21 protein-coding genes are annotated in these 25,472 nt (G+C 63.5%); 8 read left to right on the top strand and 13 right to left on the bottom strand.

Going from position 1 to position 25,472, the window contains the following annotated elements:
• Nucleotides 1-20 precede the first annotated feature (20 nt).
• From hpf to mtrA, 5 genes are all read right to left on the bottom strand, one after another.
• Nucleotides 21-749: a ribosome hibernation-promoting factor, HPF/YfiA family gene (gene hpf, locus RI444_RS14505; RefSeq protein ID WP_179013782.1), complete on the bottom strand. Its 729-nt coding sequence runs from the start codon at nt 747-749 to the stop codon at nt 21-23.
• 177 nt (nt 750-926) lie between these two features.
• Nucleotides 927-1,601, bottom strand: a complete 675-nt coding sequence (locus RI444_RS14510) for a ComF family protein (protein WP_021471867.1) — start codon at nt 1,599-1,601, stop codon at nt 927-929.
• A 437-nt stretch (nt 1,602-2,038) separates the two neighbouring features.
• Nucleotides 2,039-3,718: an LpqB family beta-propeller domain-containing protein gene (locus RI444_RS14515; RefSeq protein WP_069695242.1), complete on the bottom strand. Its 1,680-nt coding sequence runs from the start codon at nt 3,716-3,718 to the stop codon at nt 2,039-2,041.
• Between the two features lie 35 nt (nt 3,719-3,753).
• A complete protein-coding gene (gene mtrB, locus RI444_RS14520; RefSeq protein WP_242703236.1) occupies nt 3,754-5,673 on the bottom strand; it encodes an MtrAB system histidine kinase MtrB in 1,920 nt (639 codons plus the stop codon).
• Between the two features lie 148 nt (nt 5,674-5,821).
• Nucleotides 5,822-6,496, bottom strand: coding sequence for an MtrAB system response regulator MtrA (gene mtrA, locus RI444_RS14525; protein ID WP_021471864.1), 675 nt, complete (start codon nt 6,494-6,496; stop codon nt 5,822-5,824).
• Between the two features lie 223 nt (nt 6,497-6,719).
• On the opposite strand from mtrA, the gene RI444_RS14530 reads away from it, so the two are divergent.
• From RI444_RS14530 to RI444_RS14555, 6 genes are read left to right on the top strand one after another with little or no spacing between them, the layout of a single operon-like run.
• Nucleotides 6,720-7,955: a glycerophosphoryl diester phosphodiesterase membrane domain-containing protein gene (locus tag RI444_RS14530; RefSeq protein WP_241650855.1), complete on the top strand. Its 1,236-nt coding sequence runs from the start codon at nt 6,720-6,722 to the stop codon at nt 7,953-7,955.
• A complete protein-coding gene (locus RI444_RS14535) occupies nt 7,952-8,644 on the top strand; it encodes a DUF4129 domain-containing protein (RefSeq protein WP_031216350.1) in 693 nt (230 codons plus the stop codon). Before RI444_RS14530 ends, RI444_RS14535 begins: the two co-directional genes overlap by 4 nt.
• Nucleotides 8,641-9,858, top strand: a complete 1,218-nt coding sequence (locus RI444_RS14540; RefSeq protein WP_316963822.1) for a DUF4350 domain-containing protein — start codon at nt 8,641-8,643, stop codon at nt 9,856-9,858. The genes RI444_RS14535 and RI444_RS14540 overlap by 4 nt, the downstream gene beginning before the upstream one ends.
• Entirely contained in the window at nt 9,855-10,919 is a 1,065-nt protein-coding gene (locus tag RI444_RS14545; protein WP_021471860.1) for an AAA family ATPase, read from the top strand. The genes RI444_RS14540 and RI444_RS14545 overlap by 4 nt, the downstream gene beginning before the upstream one ends.
• 14 nt (nt 10,920-10,933) lie before the next feature.
• Nucleotides 10,934-12,226: a DUF58 domain-containing protein gene (locus tag RI444_RS14550; RefSeq protein WP_021471859.1), complete on the top strand. Its 1,293-nt coding sequence runs from the start codon at nt 10,934-10,936 to the stop codon at nt 12,224-12,226.
• A 17-nt stretch (nt 12,227-12,243) separates the two neighbouring features.
• Entirely contained in the window at nt 12,244-12,948 is a 705-nt protein-coding gene (locus RI444_RS14555; RefSeq protein WP_207605811.1) for a DUF4166 domain-containing protein, read from the top strand.
• Nucleotides 12,949-13,028: 80 nt separating this feature from the next.
• On the opposite strand, the gene RI444_RS14560 is transcribed toward RI444_RS14555, so the two are convergent.
• From RI444_RS14560 to RI444_RS14585, 6 genes are all read right to left on the bottom strand, one after another.
• The gene (locus tag RI444_RS14560) at nt 13,029-14,054 is read right to left on the bottom strand and encodes a hypothetical protein (RefSeq protein ID WP_207605810.1); all 1,026 of its coding nucleotides are present in this window, start codon (nt 14,052-14,054) and stop codon (nt 13,029-13,031) included.
• Between the two features lie 2 nt (nt 14,055-14,056).
• On the bottom strand, nt 14,057-14,446 hold the full coding sequence (locus RI444_RS14565; RefSeq protein WP_021471856.1) for a chorismate mutase: 390 nt from the start codon (nt 14,444-14,446) through the stop codon (nt 14,057-14,059).
• Between the two features lie 41 nt (nt 14,447-14,487).
• Entirely contained in the window at nt 14,488-16,206 is a 1,719-nt protein-coding gene (locus RI444_RS14570; RefSeq protein ID WP_021471855.1) for an ABC transporter ATP-binding protein, read from the bottom strand.
• Nucleotides 16,203-17,171 (bottom strand): ABC transporter permease, encoded by a 969-nt coding sequence (locus RI444_RS14575; RefSeq protein WP_021471854.1) that lies wholly within the window; start codon nt 17,169-17,171, stop codon nt 16,203-16,205. The genes RI444_RS14570 and RI444_RS14575 overlap by 4 nt, the downstream gene beginning before the upstream one ends.
• A 44-nt stretch (nt 17,172-17,215) precedes the next feature.
• A complete protein-coding gene (locus RI444_RS14580; RefSeq protein WP_021471853.1) occupies nt 17,216-18,307 on the bottom strand; it encodes an ABC transporter permease in 1,092 nt (363 codons plus the stop codon).
• A gap of 136 nt (nt 18,308-18,443) precedes the next feature.
• A complete protein-coding gene (locus RI444_RS14585) occupies nt 18,444-20,072 on the bottom strand; it encodes an ABC transporter substrate-binding protein (RefSeq protein ID WP_062097280.1) in 1,629 nt (542 codons plus the stop codon).
• 204 nt (nt 20,073-20,276) lie between these two features.
• Here RI444_RS14585 and RI444_RS14590 point away from each other — a divergent pair, with 204 nt between their 5' ends.
• Nucleotides 20,277-21,104 (top strand): caspase domain-containing protein, encoded by an 828-nt coding sequence (locus RI444_RS14590; protein WP_207605809.1) that lies wholly within the window; start codon nt 20,277-20,279, stop codon nt 21,102-21,104.
• Nucleotides 21,105-21,178: 74 nt separating this feature from the next.
• Here RI444_RS14590 and RI444_RS14595 read toward each other — a convergent pair whose 3' ends face one another.
• Nucleotides 21,179-22,810, bottom strand: coding sequence for a hypothetical protein (locus tag RI444_RS14595; protein ID WP_179013728.1), 1,632 nt, complete (start codon nt 22,808-22,810; stop codon nt 21,179-21,181).
• Between the two features lie 82 nt (nt 22,811-22,892).
• Nucleotides 22,893-24,014, bottom strand: coding sequence for a tRNA 2-thiouridine(34) synthase MnmA (gene mnmA, locus RI444_RS14600; RefSeq protein ID WP_242703254.1), 1,122 nt, complete (start codon nt 24,012-24,014; stop codon nt 22,893-22,895).
• Between the two features lie 176 nt (nt 24,015-24,190).
• Between mnmA and RI444_RS14605 the strand changes: the two genes are divergently transcribed.
• On the top strand, nt 24,191-25,444 hold the full coding sequence (locus RI444_RS14605; RefSeq protein WP_207605808.1) for an NAD(P)/FAD-dependent oxidoreductase: 1,254 nt from the start codon (nt 24,191-24,193) through the stop codon (nt 25,442-25,444).
• Nucleotides 25,445-25,472: the final 28 nt, after the last annotated feature.

A 25,472-nucleotide genomic window follows, 5' to 3' on the forward strand; every position in this document is an offset into this window, starting at 1 on the left:
CACTACAAGCAGCGCGCCGATTACCGTGCGCTTGCTGCTTGGTCGTCCGAGCGGTACGCGTGGATCTTCTCTTCGACGGCCTCCTGGCCGGGCTCACAGGTGGAATCGAGGGAGATCACACCATAGGTCCAGCCGCTTCGACGGTACACAACGGAGGGTGCGTTGGTTTCCTTATCAAGGAACAGGTAGAAGTTGTGACCCACGAGTTCCATGTTGTCGACGGCGTCGTCGAGCGTGAGCGAGGCTGCCGGGAAAACCTTCCGGCGGATAAGCACGGGGGAATCACCGGCGGGAATATCGTTTTCGATATCGTACGGCGACCGCTCGTCGGGTTCGGCTGCAGCGGTTTCGCTGTTACCGGCCACCTCGTAAATGGGAGCCGTTGTACTGGCAGGCTCCAGGGATGCCGTTGCTTCGCGAACGGCCTTGGGCGTGTGGCGCCCGTGGTGCACCTTCTTCCTGTCCTTCGCCCGCCGCAGACGCTCAAGAAGCTTGTTGTAGGCGAGATCGAAGGCAGCAAATTTGTCAGCGGCTGTGGCTTCGGCACGAATAACAGGGCCTCGGCCCAAGACTGTCACTTCAACGGTAAGCTGGCCGGGCGTCTGCCGGGGATTGGTCTCCTTGGAAACCTTGGCGTCAACCCGCTGGACCTTGTCCCCCAGGGATTCAATCTTTGAGATCTTCTCGCCGGCATATTCGCGGAAGCGGTCGGAAACTGTCAGATTTCGTCCGCTGATCATGAACTCCATGGTGCCCTCCAATAACTCAGGTGACACGACAACGACGCTTCTTGGGGCCGGTCTGACAGACAGTCGAGCCCCTTTCCGAGCCGCTATCGACAGGTACATCTGTTCTTGGTACCCACAACCGACGTTAGTTCATCGGCACGAGTTATTCATCCTTTGGCAACTTATTTTTTGATTTGGTCACAAGGACTCCGGGGACTCGTCGCCGACCGGCCCGGAGGCGTAGGCTGGTGGCCTCGTGGCCGCCAACACGATGGCTCCGCACACGATGCCGCCGGCTGCGGACAGCGCTCTGGCTGATTCGGCGAGCGTCGCCCCGGTGGTCAGAACATCGTCAATGATCAAGAGCTTTTGCCCGTTGATCTTCTTCGTGGACCGGGACGGCACCTGCATGGAGCCGGCGACCCTCCTGGCCCGTTCTCCGCGCCCCAAGCCCTTCTGTCCTCCGGCTTTCCTGATACCGCCGCTTCTTCCGAGAACGCCGGCGAGGTACTGGTAGATACTCCGCGGCGAAGCTCCCCTACGGATAAGCAGCACAGGTTCGGGGCGTTTCCGCAGGACGTCCACTACCGGAAAGTCCGGGAGCAATCGGCGGCGCCGCGTACTGGCCAGGAGGAGTTGCACGGGGCTGAAACCACGCTTCCTGAAAGCTGCTCCGCTGCTGGGCACCGGAACAAGGCAGTAGCTTGCTTTTCCACCGGCGGCAGCTCCCACCGCCCGTGCCAGGCACGCGCCCAGGACATTCGCCAAGCGCCATTGGCCAAGCCGTTTGAACGACAACAACGCCTGGCTGAGTTCCTCACGGTACGGGCCCGCTGCCACGACTTCCAACGTCGCGGTCCCATCGATGTCCACTAATGCCGGCGCCTGTTGCTCCGCACGGAAGGGCGTGGCACACAACAGCCTGATTTTCTTTGCACACACGCCGCAAATGACGGCGTCCTCCACTCCACAGCAAACACACTCAACAGGAACGAGCAGCACGAGCAACTCGCCACAAGCGCGCTGAAAGGCCGCGGCGCACCTGGCCGGCACGGCACGGTATTCGCCGCGCCTGCGGGCAACTCCGGGATCCCGGGAGTCCAGGTCAGGGTCGCGGCGGGCAAGCAAAGACGTGGCCGGACTCCGGGGATTGCGGGGACTGCGGACCGCGGACGTCACAGCAGCCACCGCCCACGGATGGCGTATGTGTTTAGCATGTCCCAAGCCTGACGCGCGGGTGGCTTAGTCGGCAGCCACCCGCGCGGCTATGTGAATAACCTTGAGCGTGAATAACCTTGAAGCGGCGGACCTCATCCCGGGAAGGAAGGCTCCGTAGGTCCTTTGAGTTGTAGCTCCCAACCGTTTCCTACGCGTTGGAAGACCCCGGCCTCGGATTGGCCGAATATTTGCTCCGGGCCATTGCCGGCGCTCAGGCTCGTGAGACCGTCCCAGGGCGCAAGCTGCTGGGGATCCCCTGATGCCAAGGACAGCAGTTCCGGAACCACGGTTGCCGTGGCGGACCCCGCCATCACTGCCACCGAAGAACCGTTGACCCACACGCCCTGGTCCGGTTCGGAAGAGGTGACCAGGTTTACGGGCACCGTAAGGTCCTTCGGAGTCCCGTCGGGATTGCGCACTATGCCGGTCACCTGTACCGCTGTCTTTCCGTTGGCTTCGGAAATAACCAGCGCCCGGGTTCCTTCCCTGGAAACACGGAAGTCCTTGACCGTCCTGCCCGACAACCAGGCCGGGGTCATGGTCACTGACGGCACAGCCATGCCTGCTGCAATGCCCGTGGGTTTGAAGGCGACCACTTCCGTGGCACCGCTGGCACCGGGACCGGCAGTCCAAACCCAATCACCGGGACTGAAAGAAGGCCCGGTGAGGGTGCTCCTGGTGGTCAGTTGCCTGGCCGTTTCCTGTCCGGGCTCTATGACGTACAGGGTGGTCTTGTCTCCGTTGAGGAACGCGATGGTTTGGGACACGGGCGACTCGGCCGGTGCATGCGGCCCCAGGCCCGCCACCGACCGAATGTCAGGCAAGGGTGAGATCCTGTTGTTCTCGTAGCGGACCAATTCCCCGTTGTTGATGGCTATTTGGCGGGCGGGAACGCTTCGGTCAACCACAGGCGGGAGGACGGAACCGTCATCGTCCACCCGGACCAGGTCCTGGTCTGCACGCAGTTGGACGTTTATCACGTCCGGTTGGCTCCTGAATGTCAAAGCCAACTGGTTCTGCATGCGTTGGCGGTCCTCGGCCGAGGCGTCAAAAAGCTCCTTCGCCGAGAGGTCCACTTGCGCGGACCCGGACACGACGGGGACCGACTCACGGGCCAGCTTCATCCCGGACGGAAAAGCGCTGACGACGGCGCCACGCAAGTAGGGTGCGGGACCGGCGAGCAAGGCGCTGGTCATCGACTTGACGGTCTTCTTCTTGATGAACCAGCGGTAGTCCGGCACCGCATAAGTGAAGGTGGGGTCGTAGAAGTAGATGGGATAGGCACCGTAGATGACCTTGAAGGTTTCCTCGGGTATGGCCGTCCCGTCCGGCACCTTGGAAATCCGCCACTCCCCTTCCACTTGGTCCAGGGTGACGGGAATGGATTCCTTGGTTCCAGCCGGGTACTGGGTTGCTATGCCGTCGGCATCCACGGAATAGGCAACATCCAGCTGGTAGACGTATTCGTTTTCAATGGCCGTCTTAACAACCTGCGCCTCACGGAACACCAAGGCACGTTTGTCAGGCTTCCAGGTGACGGACTGCGCCTGGGTGAGGTACTGGCGTGCTACAGGGTAGTCGTCCTCGTAGCCGCTGCCCGCCATGTAGAAGTCCTCGATCACGGCTTCCGGACTTGCTCCGGCGCGAGGTGCCGCCGGAAAGAAGACGGGGGCGTTGGCGTTTCCGGCGCCCTCATCCTTGCTCTTGCCAACCGGTCCGGACCGGGGAATCTGCGCACAGGAAGCCAGCAGGACCATCAGGATCGCCAGCATGGCCACGAAGGCGCGTTTGCGGGCTTGTTGGCGATTCACGACGTCGGTCCTTTCCCTTGCTCCGGCCGGTCTTCAGCGCCGGGAACGTCATGGTTCCCTGCCTCGACGTCGTCGGCGCGGGTGCCCTGTCCGGCGTCGTCAACCGCACCCGGGTTTTGATGTTCGGCAGGTACCACGCCGGCGTCCCCAAGGGGCGCACACAACTCATCCGAAGCCGGCCCGGCCGTGGGGTCGTCCGCTGCTGCGCTGAGCAACAGCACTTGCCGTTCGAGCACTGCCCCCGGCTCTATGCCGCTCACGGCGAATTCCGCGGGTTCAAGTTGGAGGGGTGATTTGAGGATTGTCCCTCCCTGCCGCAGCGGCAAGGTCAACCTGAAGTTCGAACCAACGCCCTTGCGGCCCCACGCCTGCAACCAACCATTGTGCAGCTTGGTGTCCTCGGCGGCGATGGACAGGCCCAGGCCGCTTCCCCCGGTTGTCCTGGCGCGGGCGGGGTCGGCCCGCCAGAAGCGGTCGAACACACGGGCCGCCTCTGTGGGGGTCATCCCGATTCCGTGGTCACGGACTGCGATGGCCACAGCATCCTGGTTGGCTGCAACGGAAATGTGGACCGGCCGGCCTTCCCCGTGCTCGAGGGCGTTCAGTACCAGGTTCCGAAGGATACGGTCGATGCGCCTCGAGTCCATTTCCACGATGATGCTCTTCTCACGGGCGTGCAGGAGGACCTCGGAACCATACTCCTCAGCCACCGGAGCTGCGCCTTCAATAACTTGGCCCAGGACTTGGAATATATCCTGCGGCTCGGCGTCCAGGACGGCCGCTCCCGCGTCGAAGCGCGAGATCTCCAGCAGGTCCGAAAGCAGTGACTGGAATCGTTCCACCTGGTTGTAGAGGAGCTCGGCCGATCTCTTGTTCATGGGATCGAAGTCTTCGCGGGCGTCGTACAGGACTTCCGCGGCCATCCGCACCGTGGTCAGCGGGGTCCTCAATTCGTGCGAAACGTCTGAGACGAAGCGCTGCTGCATCTGGGAGAGAGTGGCAAGCTGGGTGATCTGCTCCTGCAGGCTCGCAGCCATGTGGTTGAAGGATGCTCCGAGGCGGGCCACCTCGTCTTCCCCCTTGACCACCATCCGCTCCTGCAGTTGGCCTGCCGCGAGCTTTTCGGAAACGACGGCGGCATGGCTGACTGGGCTGACGACGTTCCGGGTGACGTACCAGGCGACGGCACCGATCATGAGCACCAGTGCTGCGCCACCGGCCAGCAGGACGTTCTGGATCTCGTCCAACGTCTTCTGCGCCGTGTTGAGGTCATAGATGAGATAGAGCTCGTACATGGTCCCGTTGAACGTGACCTTGTTGCCCACGGCGATGCCGGGACGGTCCTCGTTGCCCACCGGGAACTCCATCGAAGCCCAGAATTGTTGCTTCCCTCCTTCCTGCACCGCTTTGCGGAGTTCAGGAGGGATGACGCGGACAGTCAATTGGTCCGAAGCGCGTGACTCGACCCATCGGTTGCGGGGCTTGGTCTGTTCCGGGACGGCTTCGAAGACGTAGCGGCGCTGGATGACCGAACCCCGGCCTTCCACCGCAGTGAGGGTGTCGTACACCAGCGTGATGACGCTGGACTGATCCGTGACCTGAGCGCCGTCGAAAGTGTCCTGGACCTGCTTGACGTTGTAACGGGACTCCGATTCCGCTTGGGCGAGGCGTTCCTGGAAGAGGTTGTTGGCGATCTGGTTCGAGAGGTATGCCCCGACGATGGCAAAGGACGTCACCGCCAGCAGCAACGTGGTGAGGACAGTCCTGAACTCAAGGGACCGCCGCCACCTCTTAAGCAGTGAGCGCCAGAGGAAGCGCAGTCCCGGCCGGATCTGCCGAATGCCGATGGAAACCAGCCGCGACACCCTGAGCACCAGTATGAGGCCACGGCGCGTCCAGATACGCGCGCGCGACATCAGCCACCGCACGTTCCGCTCTTGGCGGTGGCTGGAGGAAGAGGCCCCTTCCGACGTCTGACGTTCCGCAGGCGGGACGTCCGGCTGTGTACCGGTGCCGGCGGGAGGCTGTTCGGTTTCCTCTTGGCCGGCCTTACCGGGGGACGACTCAGGAACCTGCTTTATATCCGACACCACGAACCGTCAATACAACCTCAGGCGCTTCGGGATCGCGCTCGATCTTGGAGCGCAAACGCTGGACATGAACATTCACCAACCGGGTGTCCGCGGCGTGCCTGTAACCCCAGACCTGTTCCAGGAGCAGCTCACGCGTGAACACCTGCCAAGGCTTGCGGGCCAAAGCCACCAGGAGATCGAATTCGAGGGGCGTGAGCGAAATCCTCTCACCACCGCGGGTGACCATGTGTCCGGCCACGTCAATGGTGACATCGGCGATCCGCAGCGTTTCAGGTGCCTTTTGCTCACCGGGACGGAGGCGGGCCCGCACCCGCGCCACGAGCTCGGCAGGTTTGAATGGCTTCGGCACGTAGTCATCCGCGCCGGATTCCAGGCCGCGAACCACATCCGAGGTGTCCGACTTGGCGGTGAGCATGACGATCGGAACATCCGATTCCCCACGGATCTGCCGGCACACCTCAATGCCGTCGGATCCCGGAAGCATCAGGTCCAGGAGCACGAGGTCCGGCTTTGACGAACGGAAGACATCGAGGGCCTGGCCGCCGTCTGCGCAGAACACCGGTTCGAAGCCGTCGTTGCGCAGCACAATGCCAATCATTTCCGCGAGTGCCTCGTCGTCGTCAACTACCAGAATGCGTGCCTTCATAGTTATATGTTCCCTTATCCACATGCCTTTGTCCTGCTGGGCGGGCGCACGGCATGGCGCCCCACAGGCCTCTTCCACCGTACTGCAAAGCCTTCAACAGGGCCGCCACGAAAGGCCGGAAGGTCATGCTAGGAGGTATGGCGCCGTGACTATAGGCTGGGGTCCGAAGGTCCGTTTGGGGGACGTCGATAAGCGGCGGGCCGGGTCTGATGGGGAGGAATTCGTGTCACAACCAGAGCACGGCCAGCAGCCACCTGCCGGTGCCCAGCCGGGTTGGGGTGCCCAGCCGCAGTGGGGCGGCACCCCGGTGTGGCCCACTCCCCCGGTATCCCCGCCGGCACACCAGCCGGCGGCCGGACAACAGCCTTGGCCGGCCCAGCCGCCAACGGGTTGGCCGCAGCCGGGCATGCCCCCCGGACAGCCACCCTATGGTCAACCCCTATATGTAGCACCTCCCAAACCAGGCATCATCCCGTTGCGTCCGCTGCAGTTCGGGGAAATACTCGACGGCGCGTTCCAGACCATCCGCCGCAATGCCGCGGCCATGGTCGGTTCAGCGTTGATCGTCCAAGCCATCAGCCAGACCCTTCTGGGGGCCGTTTCCTTGGGCTTGCTCCAAGCGGTCGATTCGCTGGATACCGTGGAATCACGTGCCGAACTGGACGGCCTCCTTGGCCCTTTCATCGGGATGATGGCCGGGGCGCTTGGCATCACCATGCTCATGGCATTCCTGGGGTCAGTACTCCAAGGCGTGCTGGTGGTCCCGGTATCCCGGTCGGTGCTGAACCGGAGGACAGGCTTCAAGGCCATGTGGAAGCTGGCCGCCCCACGGATTTGGCCGTTGCTGGGCGTGGCTGCCCTGCTGACCTTCGCAGCACTCCTGGCTATGGCAGCCGTCGCCGGCATTGCCGTGGTGCTGCTGATGAATTTGGGCCCTGCCGCTTTTGCTTTGGTCATTCCTTTGTGGCTTGGGGCGTTTGTCCTGTACCTCTGGATCGCCATCAAGCTCATGTTCGCACCGGCGGCGATCGTGGTTGAGCGGGTGGGAATCTACCAGGGCCTGCTGCGCTCCTGGCAGTTGACCAAGAACAGCTGGTGGCGGATTTTCGGCATCACGATCGTCGTGAACCTCTTGGTTGGGGTTATCGGCTACGTCGTCCAGATCCCGGTGCAGTTGGCTTCGGGCGCGGTCGGCTCGGTGGTCTCGCCGCATCCGGATTTCGCTTCCATGAGTTCGGCCCTGCTGGTAACCACGATTATCTCCACGGTCGTTTCAACGCTGGTAGGTTCCATAACCTTCGCCTTCCAGACTTCCGTCTCCGCCCTGATCTATATGGACCTGCGGATGCGCCGGGAAGGACTGGACGTCGAGTTGATGAGGCTCATGGAGTCCGGCGCCGACCCTGACGGGATTCCCGGTGCCCCGCGAGGGAGAAGTGCCGGGTGGCCGTCGGCATGACGGGAGCTTTCCTGCGGATTCCCAGTGCAATCGCTGTCTTGGAACCACCGGTGAGTCCGGACCGGAACGAAGCACGGCGATGGGCGGAGGAAGAACTGTCCAAGCCCAAATACCCGGACGCGCAGCCAAGCTGGCTGGAGCAGGTATGGCAGGATTTCCTGGACTGGCTGGCTTCCCTTGGCAGCGACTCCGGGTCGCCGGGCAACGGAATCGCCGTTCCCGTCATCATCGCCCTGGCCATTGCGCTCATTGTGGTGGCCGTCATCGTGGTCCGTCCCAGGCTGAACGCGCGTCGCAGGAAACCTGTTCCCGACGTCTTCGGCGATGAGCCGGTGGTGGACGCTGCGGTATACCGGCAACGGGCGGCGGCTGCCGCGGACGACGGCGACTGGCGGGCCGCCGTCGTCGAACAGTTCCGCGCTGTGGTCCGGTCCTCGGAGGAACGCGACATCATTGAGGCGAGGCCCGGCCGCACGGCCGATGAAGCAGCCGCGCAACTGGGCGGGGTCTTCCCTATCGCAAGGCTGCGCCTGACGGATGCGGCAAGAAGCTTCGACGCCGTCCTCTACGGCGGAATGCCTGCGCACAGAGCCGATTTTGAGGCCGTATGCGCCGTTGATTCCGAGCTTCTTGGCATGGCACCGGAGTTTGGCGCACCTGCGGCCACAGGATTCGCGGTGCCTCGATGAGCCGCACGGAAACCCTGGCCGAAGCCCGGACGGGAGAACCCGCGACCGAGCCCAATAAGCCGCAACACCGCGACCGGCACCCCCGGGCCGGACAGTGGTTCCGGAGAAACACACTGTGGATCATCCTGGCTTTGCTCTTCGCCGGGCTCGTCACCTACCTGGTGGTGGATCGGCAAGCAGCCGCCCAGGACTCCAGGCGGTTGTCCGCCAACAACCCCGGTCCGGGAGGTGCCATGGCCGTGGCTGAAATCCTCAGCCAGCACGGGGTGGACGTCACCAGCACCGACACCCTGGAGGAGACCACAGCCGCGCTGGAACGCGATCCGGACGCAAGCTTGCTGCTCTATGATCCCCGGGGTTTCCTCGACGGCGAACAGCTGTCCGGGCTGCGGGACTCCGCCAACCGGATGACGGTGGTTTCTCCCCGCCTGACCGTTCTGCGCGCCCTCGATGCCGATATCCGTCCGGGCGGCGCGGTCCCTGAGGACATAACGACGTTGAATCCCGCCTGCGGAGTGGAAGATGCGCAGGCTGCCGGTCCAGTCGCAGCGCGGGGCGCAGTGTATTCCGGTCCCGCCGTCTGCTATCCGATCCGTGACGGCGGACCGGGACTGTATGCGGCGGTCGAAGGGGGCAGGCTCGTGGTCTTGGGCAGCACCGACCTGCTGGACAACCAACACCTCGCCGATCAAGGGAACGCCGCCCTGGCGATTCGTACGCTGGGTACCACGGAGAAGCTGGTCTGGTACTTGCCCTCCGTGGCCGATATCCAAGCAGATCGTTCGGCCCCAACCCTCAGCGAGCTTGCCCCCCCGTGGGTGGCCGTTGCCGGACCGTGGCTTGGGTTTGTGGCGTTGCTTGCCATTGCGTGGCGGGCACGCCGGTTGGGGCCCTTGGTTTTTGAGCCCCTGCCGGTCGTCGTGAAAGCGGCTGAGACAGCCGAAGGCAGGGCGCGCCTTTACCAGGACTCACGGGCTTTGCGGCTCGCTGCGGACACCCTGCGTGCCGGCACCCTCACCAGGCTGGCCAGGCATTTCAAGCTGGGAGCTGACGCCACCCCCGATGCGGTTGTTGATGCCTTGGCGTATCGCCTCGGCAGGCCGGTACCGGAGATGCAAGCATTGCTGCTCAGCACCCATCCGGAGACTGAAGGACACCTGGTCCAATGGGCCCAGCGCATGGAACAAATCGAACAGGAGGCCATGGGCCGATGAACAACCAGCCGAGCAGCTACGCGGAAACTACCGGCGCGTACCCGGACAACGCGGTTACAGCGGGTGGTTCCCCGGCCGTCGCCCCGGAGCACCCGCACCAAGGCCATCGGGAAGATCCTGCACGGGAAGCCTTGTTGAATGTCCGTCGTGAAGTGGGCAAGGCCGTCGTAGGCCAGGACCCGACTGTCACAGGCATGCTCATCGCCCTGCTGTGTGACGGCCACGTCTTGCTGGAGGGCGTCCCCGGGGTGGCCAAGACCCTGCTGGTGAGGGCGCTCTCCACCGCTTTGAGCCTGGAGACCAAGCGTGTCCAGTTCACGCCGGACCTGATGCCGGGCGATGTCACCGGATCCCTGGTCTACGATTCCCACTCTTCGGAGTTCTCCTTCAGGGAGGGTCCGGTGTTCACCAACATCCTCCTCGCCGACGAGATCAACAGGACTCCGCCCAAGACCCAGGCCTCCCTCCTGGAAGCCATGGAAGAACGGCAGGTTTCCGTGGACGGGGTCTCCAGGCGGTTGCCCGAACCCTTCATCGTGGCTGCCACCCAGAACCCGGTGGAGTACGAAGGAACGTATCCCCTCCCCGAGGCCCAGTTGGACCGTTTCCTTTTGAAACTCACCATGCCGTTACCGGACCGGATGGAGGAAATTGAGGTGATTCGCCGGCACGCGGCGGGCTTTGATCCTCGCGACCTCGGCGCGGCCGGAGTGCGTCCGGTGGCGGGAGCCGCCGAGCTTGCCCGTGCGCGCGAGGCGGTGGCGGCGGTTTCCGTTGCTCCCGAGATCCTCGCCTACATCGTGGACGTTGTCCGCGCCACCCGATCGGCTCCATCCTTCCAGCTGGGCGTCTCGCCCCGTGGCGCCACCGCTTTGCTCAACTCCGCAAAGGCGTGGGCTTGGCTGTCGAACCGGACGTTCGTCACGCCGGATGACGTCAAGGCGTTGTCCCTGCCGTGCCTCCGGCACCGTGTGGGGTTGCGGCCTGAGGCCCAGATGGACGGTATCAAGGTCGATGATGTGTTGGGCAGCATCCTGGCCTCCGTGCCGGTGCCCCGATGACCAGGACGTCCTGAATGGCAATCACGGGCCGTTTTGTCCTGTTGGCGTTCGCCGCGCTGGCTCCCTTGGTGCTCTTTCCTGCATGGACAACAGTGCTGCTCGTTACCGGAGCGCTCCTGCTCTTCCTGGTCATCGATCTGGTCCTGGCTGCGTCACCGGCCAAAGTGACGTTGGAGCGGCGCCAGCCACCCAATGTGACTCTTGAAAGCAGCGTCACTGCCACGCTGACGGTGACTAACGGAAGCCGGCGCAGGCTCCGCGCCGTGGTCAGGGATGCCTGGCAACCCTCGGCAGGTGCGGCCAATGCCGTCCAGTCGCTGGCAGTTCCGCCGGCTGAACGCCGTCGAATGTCCGTGACGTTGTGCCCGAGCCGGCGGGGAGACTTGGAATCGCCGCACGTGACCATCCGTTCCCTTGGCCCCTTGGGGCTCGCCGCCCGGCAACGGACCCGTCCCCTGCCCGGCAAGCTGAGGGTCCTTCCGCCGTTCCATTCCAAACGCCATCTGCCCTCCAAACTCCGCAAACTTCGGGAGCTGGACGGCCGGGCAGCCGTCCAGATCCGTGGCGCTGGAACCGAATTCGACTCCCTGCGGGACTATGTGCGCGGCGACGACGTCCGATCCATCGATTGGCGGGCCACAGCCCGGCGTACCTCCGTGGTGGTTCGCACGTGGCGTCCGGAGCGGGACCGGCGGGTGGTGATCGTGCTGGACACCTCACGCACAGCTGCAGCGCGGATCGCTGATGAGCCCAGGCTTGATACGGGCATCGAAGCGGCGCTGCTGCTGGCCGTCCTGGCTGAACGGGGCGGCGACCGGGTGGACTTCCTCGCGTATGACCGGCGGCTGCGCGCCCGGGTCGAATCGGCGTCAAAGGGGAACCTGTTGGGGCAGCTCGTCCAGGCCATGGCACCGCTGGACGCCGAACTCATCGAGCTCGATTGGCAACAGATACCCGGCCAGGTGCGGGCCGTCTCGGCGCATCGCTCCCTGGTGGTGCTCTTGACCGCGCTCGACGGCGGTGCCCCCGAGGAGGGCCTCCTGCCCTTGGTGGCCCGGCTGGCCACGCAGCATGTGGTGGTGGTGGCATCCGTGCGTGATCCGCTTTTGGACGCGATGAAGGAAGAACGCACGACGGCGAGCCAGGTTTTCCGCGCCGCCGCAGCTGAACGGGCCCTCTTGGAACGGGCTGCCGTTTCAAACCAGCTGCGCCAACTTGGGGCTGAAGTAGTTGATGCGCACCCGCTCGAGCTGCCGCCCATGCTCGCCGATGCCTACATCCGGCTCAAAGCCGCCGGCCGACTCTAGGAAGGACTGACTGCACAATGAATCAACCCATCTACAAACTGGCCCTGGGCGATGCCTTCGAACAGCTGGCTCCGGAGCTTCAGGACTATTTCTCCCTTTCCGCGGGATCGGGCCAGTACGGAGTAGGACAGGGTGTTTTCGATGTTGTGGGCTGCCGCCAAAAATGGTTGCGCCCCTTCCTGTCGCTGACTACCGGCGAGGAAGCGTTCTTCCCGGAGTACGGCGAGGGCATTCCCTTCCGGATCGAAAACCACGCCCATGTGGACCCCTTCAACCGTGCCGCGCTGACAGCACGGCGAGAGATCTTCTTTCCCTCGGGAACGCGGTTGTTTCATGACACCACCAGCGCGATCCCTGAAGCCGGGGCCCACCGGCTGGTGGACCACGTGGGCAGGTACCGGCGGCTTGTCACCGACCTCGAGGTCTCTGTCACCCCGGACGGAAAGCTCCGCGGAGTTTCACAAAACAGCCGGCTGTTCCTGGGACCACTTCGGATCCCCCTGCCCAGCGCGTTGGATGCCCGCGCGTATGCCGAACAGTGGTGGGACGCCGAAGAGGGCAAACACCGCATCCAGGTGAAGGTGATCCAACCCCAGGTAGGCCTCGTCCTGGTTTACGCCGGCCGGTTCGACTACCGGCTGGTTCCCTACTTGCCCGGCAGCGCCGCCGGACAGTCGCTGCCCCGGTACGCTGAACCGGATCGCTGGGAACAGCGCATCTGAGCGAATCTGATCCCTGGCCGGTGACAACCTGGCCGCGGGCCAGTCGGTCCAGCCGAAACCGTGGGCCGGTTGTTCCCGTCCTAGCCGAGGGCCAGTTGGTCCAGTCCGTCGGCAACGTGTGTCAGTTTGGTGAGGACCGCCTGCGCTTCGGCAGGTTTCAGGTGCGCCAGGCCCGTGGCGGGCGTGACGCGCAGCCCGGACAATCCGGCGGCCGGGAGACCCAGCTGATGCCAAGGCCGCCAAATGCTGTCCACCACTTCGGCCGTCCTCGGCAACGGCTTCTCCGTGCCAAGAGCCCCGGCCCACAGGCGTTTCCCGGCTTCGACGGCAGCGGCCAGCTGTTCCCATTGGCGTGTGGTCAAAGCCTTGAGCGGCACGGCGATCCCGTCAGCCCCGGCAGTGATGATCCGTTCAAACGGCGCTTCGATCTCCGGCACCGAAATGACGGTCTCTACTGCCCCGGCTGCCTTGATCGCCTCGATGACCAGCCGCCATGCAGCGGTGACTTCTTCGCCGTCAATGGACCTGAGGGTTCGGTACCCGCTGGCGGTGGGAATGGTCCCGCCCATGACGGCTGCGATGTCCGGCTCATCCAGTTGGACCACGATTTCTGCGCCAGGAACGGCCGCACGAATACGTCCAAGGTGATCGGCCACCCCTGCTGCGAGCGACTCCGCGATATCCCTCCGCGCACCGAAATCCAACAGGGCCCGCTCGCCATTGTGGAGGTAAAGTCCGGCTGCCAGGCTCAGCGGCCCCACGAACTGGATCTTGATTGCGGACGCAGGATTCTCTTCGGCCCCCGCCACGTCGGCCAGCACATTGACGTCGGAGGCCAGCGCCGACCGCGCCCGCTGGAGGTCCTTTCCCGGGCGGTCCACCAGCCGCCAGCCGTGTGGCTGGATGTCGATCGCGAGCTCAACCAGCAAGCTCCCCGTCCGGCCGATAGGGTCCGAGCCGACGCCCCGGTCCGGCAATTCGGGGAGGAACGGCACGTGCGGGTCCCCGAGTTCTCCGCGGATGGTGCGGAGCGCTTCAGCGGGGTCGTTCGCCGGCCACGGTCCCAGTGCGGTTGCGCTGGTCCGGTGTTGCTGTACTTCTGCCACGCCTAGGCCTGCTGATTGGTGGTCTGGTGGTTCTCGGCGATGGCCTCGTGATGCCTGATGACCTCGCTGATGATGAAGTTGAGGAACTTCTCGGCGAACGCCGGATCAAGGTGCGCGTCCTCGGCCAAGCGCCGCAAGCGGGCGATCTGGGCGGCTTCCCGTCCCGGATCACCCGCCGGCAGCTTATGCGTGGCTTTGAGGATGCCTACCTTCTGGGTGGCCTTGAACCGCTCGGCGAGCAGGAACACGAGCGTGGCATCGATGTTGTCGATGCTGGAGCGGATGGACAACAGTTCGTCCATGATGGCCCGGTCCACTTGTCCGGACAGGGAACTCGCTGCCGGGTCGAAGGATTCGGAGTCATCAGGAAGGACATTGTTCTGCTCGGTCATGCCTCCCAGTCTAGGGTGTGGCACTTGGCCCCGCGTTGTTGTTACCCCGGGGTCGCTCCGCCCAGCAGCGCGCGGTGGGCCTCCCGCCGTCGGGCCTGTTCCTCCGGGTCCGGCACCGGCAGCGAGGCGATCAGCCGCTTGGTGTAGTCGTGCTGCGGCGAGCCCATGACGTGGTTGCCAATCCCCTGTTCAACCAGCTTGCCTTTGTAAAGCACCCCCACCCAATGCGACAACATATCAACCACTGCCAGGTCGTGGCTGATGAACAGCGCGGCGAACCCGTATTCCTCCTGGATGTCCTTGAAGAGATCCAGGACTTTCGCCTGGACCGAGACGTCCAAGGCCGAGGTAGGTTCGTCGGCAATGAGCAGGCGCGGATTCAGCGCGAGGGACCGGGCCAGGGAGGCACGCTGCCGCTGGCCGCCGGACAACTCGTGCGGGTACCGCTGCGCGTACGACGCCGGCAACTGGACTGATTCGAGCAACTCACCTACCCGCTTGCGCGCCTCGGCAGCGCTTGGCTTGGTATGGATCATCAGTGGTTCCGCGACGCATTCCCCAATGGTCAAGTGGGGGTTGAACGAGGCTGCGGGGTCCTGGAAGACGAAGCCGATGTCCTTCCTGAGGGGGCGGAAAGTGCGCTCCTTGAAGTCGAGCATCTCGTAGCCGAGGACCTTCAGGCTGCCCCCGGTTACCCTGGTCAGGCCCGCAATGGCCCGACCGATGGTGGATTTGCCGGACCCCGACTCGCCTACCAAGCCAAAGACTTCGTTCTCGGACACCGTGAAGCTGACGTCATCGACGGCCTTGAAGCCGTGCTTGCCAAACCGTCCGGGATACTCGATCACCAGGTTCTTCGCCTCAACCAGGACCTTGCCGTCCTGGTGCAAGCGTCCCCGGGCTCCCTCGGATGCTGAGTTCCGCCCGAGGTGGGGTACGGCGGCCAGGAGCTTCCGGGTGTACTCCTCTTTGGGTTCCGCGAACAGCACCTTGGAAGGCGCCTCCTCCACCACATCCCCTTGGTACATCACCACCACACGGTCGGCGAGATCGGCCACCACTCCCATGTTGTGGGTGATGAGGACGATCGAGGTGCCGTAGTTGTCCCGCAGATCGCGCAGGAGCTGCAGGATTTCGGCTTGGACGGTCACGTCCAACGCGGTGGTCGGCTCATCCGCCACGATCAGCCCGGGGTTCAACGCCAGGGCAGCTGCGATGACCACACGCTGCTTCTGTCCGCCCGAAAACTGATGCGGGTAGTAGTCAACCCTCGTCTCCGGGTCGGGGATTCCGACCTTCCGCAGCGCCTCCGTGGCACGCGCCTTTGCTTCCTTGGCGGAAACCCGGTGCCCGTCGGTACTGTGGGCCCGGATGCCCTCGGCAATCTGCCACCCCACCGTAAAGACCGGATTCAGTGCCGTGGAAGGCTCCTGGAAGACCATGGCAACGTCGCGTCCGCGGATACGGCGCAGGGCTGATGTGCCGAGGCTGATCACGTTGTTGCCCTTGATGAGGACAGCGCCGGAACTGATGGCTGTTTCGGGAAGCAACCCAAGAATGGTCTTGGCCGTGACGGTCTTGCCCGATCCTGACTCGCCCACAATGGCAAGTACTTCGCCGGCTCTCACGTCCAGGCTCACATCTTTGACCGCCCGGACGTCGCCGCCGTCCGTAGCAAAGGTGACCTGCAGTTTCTCAATGGACAGGACCGGTTCCCTTTGCGGTGCGTGGTCCTGGACTTCTCCGAGGTTGATGCTCATGGCGTGGGTCCTTCCGCCGGTGCGGTCCCGGTTGTGCCGGACTGTGCACCGTTGGGTTTGGTGGCGCCGGCCCGTTTGCGGCTCCGGATCCGGGGGTCGTTGAGGTCATTGATGCTTTCGCCCACCAGGGTCAGTCCAAGCACTGTCAGGACGATGGCCAAGCCTGGGAAGACACCCGTCCACCAGATGCCGGAGGAGGTGTCCGCCAAGGCCTTGTTGAGGTCGAAGCCCCATTCAGCAGCCGAAGTGGGTTCGATGCCAAAGCCCAGGAAGCCAAGGCCGGCCAGGGTAAGAATCGCCTCCGAGGCATTGAGGGTGAACATGAGCGGCAGCGTCCGGGTGGCGTTCTTGAAGATGTGACGGCTGATGATCCGCAGGCTGGAGGCCCCCAGCACCTTGGCCGACTCCACAAACGGCTCGGCTTTCAGGCGAATGGTTTCGGCCCGGATCACCCGGAAGTACTGCGGTACGAACACCACCGTGATGGCGAAGGCGCAGGAGAAGATGCCGCCCCAGAAGCTGGACTGGCCACGGCTGATCACAATGGAGACCACAATGGCCAGCAAGAGCGTGGGGAAAGCGTAGATGGCGTCAGCCACCACCACCAGGATCCTGTCCAGCCAGCCTCCGAAGTAGCCGCTCAGCAGTCCAAGGGCCACCCCAAGGAACAGAGACATCGCTACGGAGACCACGATCACGGTCACAGCGGTCTGCGATCCCCACACCACTCGTGAAAGGACGTCATAGCCTCCCACGGTGGTGCCCCACAGGTGCTTGGCACTCGGTGCCTGCTGGGTGGGGAACGAACCGGAATCATCACTGAGTTGCGAATAGCCATAGGGGGCCAGCAAGGGGGCAAAGATGCTGGTCAGCACAAAGAGGCCGCTCAGGATGACACCGGCAATCAGCATCCCCCGTTGGAGGCCGACGCTCTTACGCAGGTGGGATACCACGGGCAGCCGCATCAGGAGCGGTTGTTTGGGCGCAGTAAGTTCAGGAGTACTCAAGGTCAGTACCTCACTCGCGGGTCGATGAGGGCCGCAATAATGTCGACAATGAAGTTGGTGACGGCAACGATCACGGCCAAGAGCACCACGATGCCCTGGACGGCTACGAAGTCGCGGGCGTTCAGGTACTGCACCAGCTGGTACCCGAGGCCCTTCCACTCGAAGGTGGTTTCGGTGAGGATGGCGCCGCCGAGCATGAGCGCGATCTGCAGGCCCATGACCGTGATGATGGGGATCAACGCGGGCTTGTAGGCGTGCTTGGTGACCAGTCGGTACTCGCTGACACCCCGTGAACGCCCGGCTTCGACGTAGTCCTTGCCCAGCGTTCCGATGACGTTCGTCCGCACCAGGCGGAGGAACACACCGGCGGTCAACAAACCCAAGGCGATGGCCGGGAGTACGGCGTGGGAAACGATGTCGCCCAGTGCCGTGAAGTTTCCGCTCCTGATCGCATCAAGCCAATAGATGCCCGATGGCGCTGCAAGGTTGCTCATGGCCAACTCGGTCCGGGTGGAGGCCCTGCCCGCCACCGGGAACCAGCCGAGCCATACCGAAAACGTCAGTTTGAGGAGAAGGCCCGAGAAGAAGACGGGCGTGGCGTAGCAGAGGATCGCGAAGAGCCGCAGGACCGCGTCCGAAGCCTTGTCCCGATGCTGGGCCGCGATGAGTCCGAACGGAATGCCGACAGCGAGGGCCACGACCAGGGCGTTGATGCTCAATTCCAAGGTGGCCGCGCCGAAGGTGAAAAGTACCTCGACCACGGGACGGCGATCGGTAATGGTAGTGCCGAAGTTTCCGGTGATCAGCTGGCCAAGATACTCGAAGTATTGGACCAACACCGGCCTGTCGTAGCCGGCCTCATGGATACGCTGTGCGAGGACGTCCGGTGGGAGCCGCCCACCTTGGGCAGCGGTGATGGGGTCGCCGATGACCCGCATGAGGAAGAAGACCAGGGTCACCAGGATGAAGACCGTGGGGATGATCAGGAAGAACCTGACCACGATGTATCTGCCAAGTCCTCCCCCGGACCTGGATTTGCTTTTGGGTGTGACGACGCCGGGTTCGGCGTCAGGCACGTCAACGAGTGTTGTCATTTGCTACCTGCGATTCCTGCTTTGGTTCAGCGGAGTTTGGCTGGAGCGCCTGCCGGGCTTCGAGGAGAAGGTGGCTCAGCAAAGGGGGCGGGACACCGGATAAGTGTCCCGCCCCCTTCCCAGCGCAGAGGCGTGGTTACTTGGACACGGTTCCGAGGCGGAACTTGAAGGAAGCGTCCAACGTCTTGTCGACGCCGTTGACGCCGCTTCCGGCGATGGCCACCTGGGCGCCCTGAAGCAGTGGCAGCGTGGAAATATCCTTCGCCAAAGCGTTTTGGACCTCTTGGATGTCCTTCTCGCGCTTTGTCTTGTCGGCCTCCGTGAGCTGCTTGCTGATCAGTTCGTTCACCGTGGGGTTGTTGTAGTGGTTCTTGAGGAACCCGCCCTCGGGGAAGAACGGCGTCAGGTAGTTGTCAGCATCGCTGAAGTCGGGGAACCAGCCGAACTGGAACAGGGGGTACTCGTCGGCGCGGCTTGCCTTGCTGTACGTGACCCACTCGGTGGACTGCAGGTTGACGGTAAAGAGCCCGGACTTCTCGAGTTGTTCCTTGACCATCGCGTATTCGTCACCCGAGGATCCGCCGTAGTGGTCCGGGTTGTACTGCAGGTTGAGTGCCACCTTCTCGGTGATCCCGGCATCGGCAAGCACCTTCTTGGCCTTGTCCAGGCTGGGCTTGCCGTCCTCGCCGTAAGCATCCTTGAAGGACTGGTTTGCCCCGAGGAAACCGTTGGGGACGTTCGAGTAGAGCGGGAGGTAGGTGCCCTTGTAGACCTGGTCGGCAATGGCCTCCCGGTCAACGAGGTGTGCGATTGCCTGGCGGACCGCTGTGGCCTTGGCGGGGTCGGCGTCGGCGGCTTTGGTGCCGAAAGGCATGGTGTCGAAGTTGAAGGTGATGTAGCGGATTTCGCCACCCGGGCCGGTGACTACCTTGACCTTGGAGTCCTTCTTGAGGTCGTCGACGTCTGTGGCGCTCAGGCTCCGGAAGGCGACATCGATGTTGCCCTGCTGGATATCCAGCTTCAGGTTGGTGGGGCTGGCGTAGTACTTGATGGTCGCCTCGTCATTGGCCGGTTTCCCGAGGACTCCTTGGTAGTCCGGGAAAGCCTTGAAACTCACCAATTCGTTCTTTTTGTAGCTGTCAATCGTGTACTGCCCATGGAAAGCCTTGGCTTTGATGATGTCCTCATCAGGAAGCACAGCGTCTGCCGGGAAGACTTCGTCGTCCACAATCGGCGCGGCGGGGCTGCTCAGGATCTGCGCAAAGGTCTGGTCGTTGGCGAGCTTCAGTTTGAAGACCACGGTGTTCGCATCGGGGGCCGTGACGCTCTCGATGTTGGTCAGCAAAGATGACGGACCCGCGGGATCGGCAATCGCCACCTGCCGGTCGAAGGAGAACTTGACGTCCTTCGAGTCGAGGGTGTGCCCGTTGGCCCATTTCAGGTTGGGCTTGAGCTTGACGGTGTACTCGGTGGGCGCCGTAAAGGATGAGGACTCCGCCAGGTCCGGCTCGGGCTCCGCCCCGCCGGGTTTGGAGTTGAGCAGGAACGAATAGATCTGGTTCATCACCATGAATGAACCGTTGTCGTAGGAGCCTGCGGGATCCAAGGAGGTGACTTTGTCCGTAGTGCCATAAGCGATGGGTCCGGCTGCCGCCGGCGCGGAAGAAGATCCTCCGCCCGAGGGCCCTGTGCATGCAGTGAGTGCGAGCGCGGAAACGCCCGCGAGCGCGATAACGCCATGCAGGGCCTTCTTGTTCATTGCCATCTGTGAACCTTCTGTTCGATGGATTGAGCGCCCCATCAAGGGATGAATGTGACGGAGCGCACTCTTGATTCCACGATTCAATCAGACTTCCCACCCGAAAAAGCGGCAATTTTGTGATTCGAGATACAAAATTTACCTGCGAGTAGCTCAGGTGGAAGGGCGGGGACCATTGCCTGGCTCCCGCCCCGGGAATATCTTTGGCCCATGAGCAAGGCAGCCCTCTGCGTAGGCATCAACCAGTTCAAATTCCTGCCCCAATCAAGCTGGCTCCAAGGCTGCGTCAACGACGCCGAGGATCTGTCCGGCCTTTTGGGCTCCGCGTACGGTTTTCCCCCGAAGGAAGTCGTGGTCCTCCGGGATGCGAAAGCCACCAAGAAGAATGTCATGGCCGAACTCTCGCAACTGGTCGACAAGGCTGTGGACGGGACCGCAGACCACATCGTCTTGACGTTCTCCAGCCATGGAACCCAGATACCCGACACCAGCGGCGACGAGCCCGACCGCCTTGATGAGGCCTTCGCCTGCTACGACATCAACAATGCCGGCGATGCCTGGGATCCTGACACAGTGATCTCCGACGATGAACTGTCGGCAATTTTTGAACGCCTGCCCGATGGGGTCCTCATGGACGTCATCCTTGATACCTGTCACAGCGGAACCGGGCTTAAGTCCCTGGACCTGCTGCCCGGCAGGCGCCCGCGCTTCCTGCCGGCACCCACGCCCAGGGCCGTCATCGCCTCGGAAAACAGCGACGTCCGGACGCTCAGGGACATGGTCAAGGCGGCCAAGCACTCAAAACCCGTGCTGATGGCAGCTTGCAGGTCCGACCAAACAGCCGCCGATGCCTACTTCGACGGCCGGTATAACGGTGCCTTCACCTACCATCTGGCAAGGTCGCTCCGGAGTGACGGCTCGCTGGGACGTGCAGACCTCCTCAAACTCGTCAGCAAAGCGCTGAAAGCTGGGGGCTTTGACCAGGTGGCGCAACTGGAAGGCACGACGGCGGCCCGCAAGGCAGCGTGGGGAAGCTGACGTTGGGGGCAGGCCGCAGGAGGGCAGACATCGGTTCACGAAGGTCCGTCCAGCGCTTGTTTTCCCGGTGACGCCTACTCTCCAGTGGAGTGGAACTTGGCCTTGACTCCGGAGGAAGCGGCTTCCTCGATGTCGTGTTCCTCGTCCGAGCCGAACAGCAGCCCCTGCCGTTCCCTGTCCATGACCGGCTTCAGGGCCGCATAGACGAGGCGCCCGCCGGCGTCGAACCTCAGCAGCCCTCCCCCGCGGATGTCCACATACTCCCTGCGCGTTTTGAGGCCAAGCCGGACGAATGCTTCGCGCCTGCTCATCCGCACAGTCTGGATGAACGAGGCGCCGATTTCGGAGACAATGAACCCGTCCGGAGAGACCCTTTCCGATGTCCGGACGCGGGTGGAACTCAACGGAGTTCGGCGCTCCAAGCGGGCCGCGTCCAGGAGCCTCGGATTTTCCCAGACGAAACGCTGCACTTCCTGGGGGTCGGAGCCCAGCGCGGAAAGCCTGACGGGATACCGGAGCCCTTGGTAATTCTCCACGCCGCTGATGTTGTTCAACGACACCCGCCGAATGCCGATGGCCGAAAACTCGGCCTGCAGCGCTTCGCGGTAACCATGCGGGTCCTCGGGCACCATGTCCAGGTCCGCCGCGATGATCCCGCGCAGTAGGTCACGCCACCCGACGTCAACGGGAGGCATATAGGAGAGCCCCCTGATCACCATCCGCAATACCCTCGTGGCAACAATAGAACCGGACTCCGCTTTTTGGTGCAGGCTCTGCGCTTCCCCGAAACGGTTGTTCCGCTCGGACCACAATTTCTGCACGGCACGGAGCACGGCCCCCACTACGACGGCTCCCCTCGCATGGGGCTCCGGGAACTGCTGCCAATTCTCCGGAACTGCGCCGACAAACGGCTCCCGCAACGGCCCGCGCGCGAACAGGTCACGGGCAAAGTCGAACAGCGAGCGCAGCAATAAGGCATCATCCACCGCTTGGCCCGCTTCGAAGCCTCCGGCAGCTGCCTCCAGCTGGCGGTACACGATGTCCCGGGAAGAGAAAACGGACAATATTGCCACCAGGTCGGCCAAGGCCTCGTGCATGGCCAGCTGCTCCAACGTAGCCAGTTGGTCCGCCCAGGCCGGCCTGAACCCGTCGAGGATCGCGTGGGTCACCTCGTGGGCCACGATGTCCCGGTAGAGGGCCGTGGGCACCTTGTAACCCATACGGTCAACGGAACCGAAGCGGATGGTGTTGCTCCCGCGCTCGTAGCCGGTGTCTGTTGCCGTGACCAGGTCCCGGGCCTTGAGGATCAGCCTGCCCTCCGGGTTCCACGGCATGCGACGGCCCAAGGTGGTCTCGAAAATATCCAGGGTGTGCATGGCCACCCCGTAAACGTGCTGGGCCAGGAAGCGGGTGTCATCCAGGAGTTCGCGAAGGTCCGACGGCGGAGGCTGGGACAACAGCTGCCATGGATCGCCTTTGCTGGTCAGGGTCACCGGGGAAACGGTCGTGCCCCGCCATTTACGGATGTGGACGGCGTAGCGATTGCCTGTCGGACCGCGGCGAAGACGTTCTACGGGTATCCTGACCTGGGCGGTCAGCGGCGGCGATCCCGCTGCGCCTATGGGCCCTTCCGCGAGGACGGTCACTGAGACCGTCTGCCCCGCCTTGATGTCACCAGGGCTCTTCTTCGGAAATGCCACCGCCATCGCCGTCCCCATTGCGGACCCCACCGCAGCGGATACGCTGCTGAGGCAAGTATGGGCGTCCGCCCGCCTGTCAGGCAACCAGCTAGAGGGCGGCCCTCTGCAGTGAGCGGGCGGCGTCGATGGTTGCCTGTCCGAGAACGCGGCTGCCCTGGTACAGGACCACCGTCTGCCCGGGCGCGACTCCGCGCAAGGAATCGGTCAAGGTGACCACAAGTTCAGTCCGTTCAACACCGGCATCGTCCTGGACCGACTCGACCCGGGCCGTTGCCGGAACCGGATCACCGTGGGCCCTGACCTGGGCGTGGCACGGGAACTGCTCGCCTGTCGCGACCTCCGCGATCGGCAGGCCTGCCCACGACACCTTGATCCCCCGGATCTCATCGATGGCCAGCAACGCCTCCGGGCCAACCACAACCTTGTTTTCCTTGGGACGGATTTCAAGGACGAACCGTGGCTTGCCGTCGGCTGCCGGGGTACCCAGCTTCAAACCACGGCGCTGCCCTACTGTGAAGGCGTTGGCCCCCGGGTGCTCGCCGACCTTCTTGCCGGTTTCATCAACGATGTCTCCGGTGGTCATCTCGATTTTTTCGGCAAGCCAGCCCCGGGTGTCGCCGTCGGAGATGAAGCAGATATCGTGGCTGTCCGGCTTGTTGGCCACGGAAAGGCCGCGCCGTTCCGCTTCGGCCCGCACCTCGGCCTTGGAGGGGGTGTCAGCCAGGGGGAACATGGAATGCTTCAACTGCTCATGGGTAAGGACGCCCAGGACGTAGCTCTGGTCCTTTGCCCAGTCCGCGGCACGATGCAACTCCCGGTTGCCGTCCGCATCCTCAATGACCTTGGCATAATGGCCGGTGCACACGGCATCAAAGCCCAGGGCGATGGCCTTTTCAAGGAGCGCAGCGAACTTGATGCGTTCGTTGCAGCGCATGCAGGGGTTCGGCGTCCGACCTGCCGCATACTCATCAATGAAGTCCTGGACGACGTCTTCCTTGAAGCGTTCCGAAAAGTCCCAGACGTAGTACGGGATCCCCAGGACATCGCAGGCGCGCCAGGCATCGCGGGAGTCCTCGATGGTGCAGCAGCCACGGCTTCCCGTCCGGAGGGTTCCAGGCATGCGCGACAACGCCAGATGGACTCCGACGACGTCATGCCCGGCCTCAACTGCCCGGGCGGCTGCTACAGCGGAGTCAACTCCGCCGCTCATTGCTGCAAGTACTCGCATGCTGGCTTTCTGTGATGGGGATTGGTGGCACGGATCCGGCTCAGATCAGTCGGCGCGCCCATCTATTCTAGCCGATTCATTTGAGCGGACAGTTTTCCTTGACTGCCGTCCCCGACGCTTCTAAAGTCAAAGAGACCAGTTTTAGAATCGGAGTTGACATGGCAACTGAACCAATGGTCATAGCCGGCGGAGGCCTGGCTGGCGCTACCGCCGCCAAGACACTGCGCACTGAAGGGTTCGAAGGACCCATAACCCTCCTTGCGGCCGAGCCCCGGATTCCCTACCTCCGCCCGCCGCTCTCCAAAGAGTTCCTCCTGGGAAAGGCCGATGAGGAATCGATGCCGGTCATGCCCTCGCAGTGGTACGTGGAAAACGGCGTGGAACTCCTCACGGGCACTTCCGCGACAGCCATTGATACCAGGGAGCACTCGGTCGCCTTGGACGACGGGAGCCTCCGGCAGTACGCCAAGTTGCTGCTGGCAACAGGAGCCCAACCCCGGCGCATCCCCCTCCCCGGCTCGGAACTTGAAGGCGTGATGACGTTCCGGACCTTCGAAGACAGCGTCCGCTTGCGTTCGCTCCTGGAGCAAGGCGGACGGCGGGTGGTCATGATCGGTTCAGGATGGATCGGCATGGAACTCGCGGCGGCGGCACGGAGCTACGGCAACGAGGTCACCCTGCTTGGCCTGGAGGACATCCCGCTGAGCACAGCCATCGGCCCCGAACTGGGCACCTACTTCCGGGGGCTGCACGAAGACAACGGAGTCAGATTCCATCTGTCGGCCAGTGCGGTTTCCATCGAAGGACGCGGCGGGCACGCCTCGTCCGTCACCACCAACACCGGGGCTGAGATTCCAGCGGACCTGGCGATCATCGCCGTCGGTGTCGTTCCCGACACGGCACTGGCCGAAGCGGCGGGCCTTGAGGTGCGCAACGGCGTCGTAGTGGATGCCTCACTGCGCACCAGCGCACCGGACGTCCTCGCAGCCGGAGACGTAGCCAATGCGCTGCACCCCTTTACCGGCGAGCACCACCGCAGCGAGCACTGGGCCAACGCCCTCAACGGGGGAAAGGTGGCGGCCAAATCCATGCTGGGCCAGGACGCCGTCCTCGACGCGGTCCCGTACTTCTATACGGACCAGTTCACCCTCAGCATGGAATACTCCGGTTTTCCGTCGCTCACTACCGGCATCGAGCCCGCCATCAGGGGCTCAATGGAGGACGGGAGCTTTACCGCATTCTGGATCCGGAACGCCCAGGGCGGCACGGGTCAGGTGGTGGCAGGGATGAGCGTTAACCAGAGGCGGGTCCAGAAACCGATCAAGGCGTTGATTTCAGGGCGCGTCCCCGTGGACGTATCGCGACTCCTGGATCCGGCCAACCCCTTGGAGGAGTTTGCGGCTGCTGCATAGCAGGAGGTCCCCCAACCCATCCGCAGGC

It is taken from the genome of Paenarthrobacter sp. AT5, from assembly GCF_032764245.1.
Lineage (GTDB): Bacteria > Actinomycetota > Actinomycetes > Actinomycetales > Micrococcaceae > Arthrobacter > Arthrobacter ureafaciens.

Excerpts from the sequence above, each read along its gene's own strand:
- RI444_RS14580 (WP_021471853.1), bottom strand. The coding sequence starts at position 18,307 with ATGACAACACTCGTTGACGTGCCTGACGCCGAACCCGGCGTCGTCACA.
- mnmA (WP_242703254.1), bottom strand. The coding sequence starts at position 24,014 with ATGAGCGGCGGAGTTGACTCCGCTGTAGCAGCCGCCCGGGCAGTTGAG.
- mtrA (WP_021471864.1), bottom strand. The coding sequence starts at position 6,496 with ATGAAGGCACGCATTCTGGTAGTTGACGACGACGAGGCACTCGCGGAA.
- RI444_RS14540 (WP_316963822.1), top strand. The coding sequence starts at position 8,641 with ATGAGCCGCACGGAAACCCTGGCCGAAGCCCGGACGGGAGAACCCGCG.
- RI444_RS14575 (WP_021471854.1), bottom strand. The coding sequence starts at position 17,171 with ATGCGGCTGCCCGTGGTATCCCACCTGCGTAAGAGCGTCGGCCTCCAA.
- RI444_RS14535 (WP_031216350.1), top strand. The coding sequence starts at position 7,952 with ATGACGGGAGCTTTCCTGCGGATTCCCAGTGCAATCGCTGTCTTGGAA.
- RI444_RS14515 (WP_069695242.1), bottom strand. The coding sequence starts at position 3,718 with ATGCTGGCGATCCTGATGGTCCTGCTGGCTTCCTGTGCGCAGATTCCC.
- RI444_RS14545 (WP_021471860.1), top strand. The coding sequence starts at position 9,855 with ATGAACAACCAGCCGAGCAGCTACGCGGAAACTACCGGCGCGTACCCG.
- RI444_RS14550 (WP_021471859.1), top strand. The coding sequence starts at position 10,934 with ATGGCAATCACGGGCCGTTTTGTCCTGTTGGCGTTCGCCGCGCTGGCT.
- RI444_RS14585 (WP_062097280.1), bottom strand. The coding sequence starts at position 20,072 with ATGGCAATGAACAAGAAGGCCCTGCATGGCGTTATCGCGCTCGCGGGC.
- mtrB (WP_242703236.1), bottom strand. The coding sequence starts at position 5,673 with ATGTCGCGCGCGCGTATCTGGACGCGCCGTGGCCTCATACTGGTGCTC.
- hpf (WP_179013782.1), bottom strand. The coding sequence starts at position 749 with ATGGAGTTCATGATCAGCGGACGAAATCTGACAGTTTCCGACCGCTTC.
- RI444_RS14605 (WP_207605808.1), top strand. The coding sequence starts at position 24,191 with ATGGCAACTGAACCAATGGTCATAGCCGGCGGAGGCCTGGCTGGCGCT.
- RI444_RS14570 (WP_021471855.1), bottom strand. The coding sequence starts at position 16,206 with ATGAGCATCAACCTCGGAGAAGTCCAGGACCACGCACCGCAAAGGGAA.
- RI444_RS14595 (WP_179013728.1), bottom strand. The coding sequence starts at position 22,810 with ATGGCGGTGGCATTTCCGAAGAAGAGCCCTGGTGACATCAAGGCGGGG.
- RI444_RS14590 (WP_207605809.1), top strand. The coding sequence starts at position 20,277 with ATGAGCAAGGCAGCCCTCTGCGTAGGCATCAACCAGTTCAAATTCCTG.
- RI444_RS14555 (WP_207605811.1), top strand. The coding sequence starts at position 12,244 with ATGAATCAACCCATCTACAAACTGGCCCTGGGCGATGCCTTCGAACAG.
- RI444_RS14565 (WP_021471856.1), bottom strand. The coding sequence starts at position 14,446 with ATGACCGAGCAGAACAATGTCCTTCCTGATGACTCCGAATCCTTCGAC.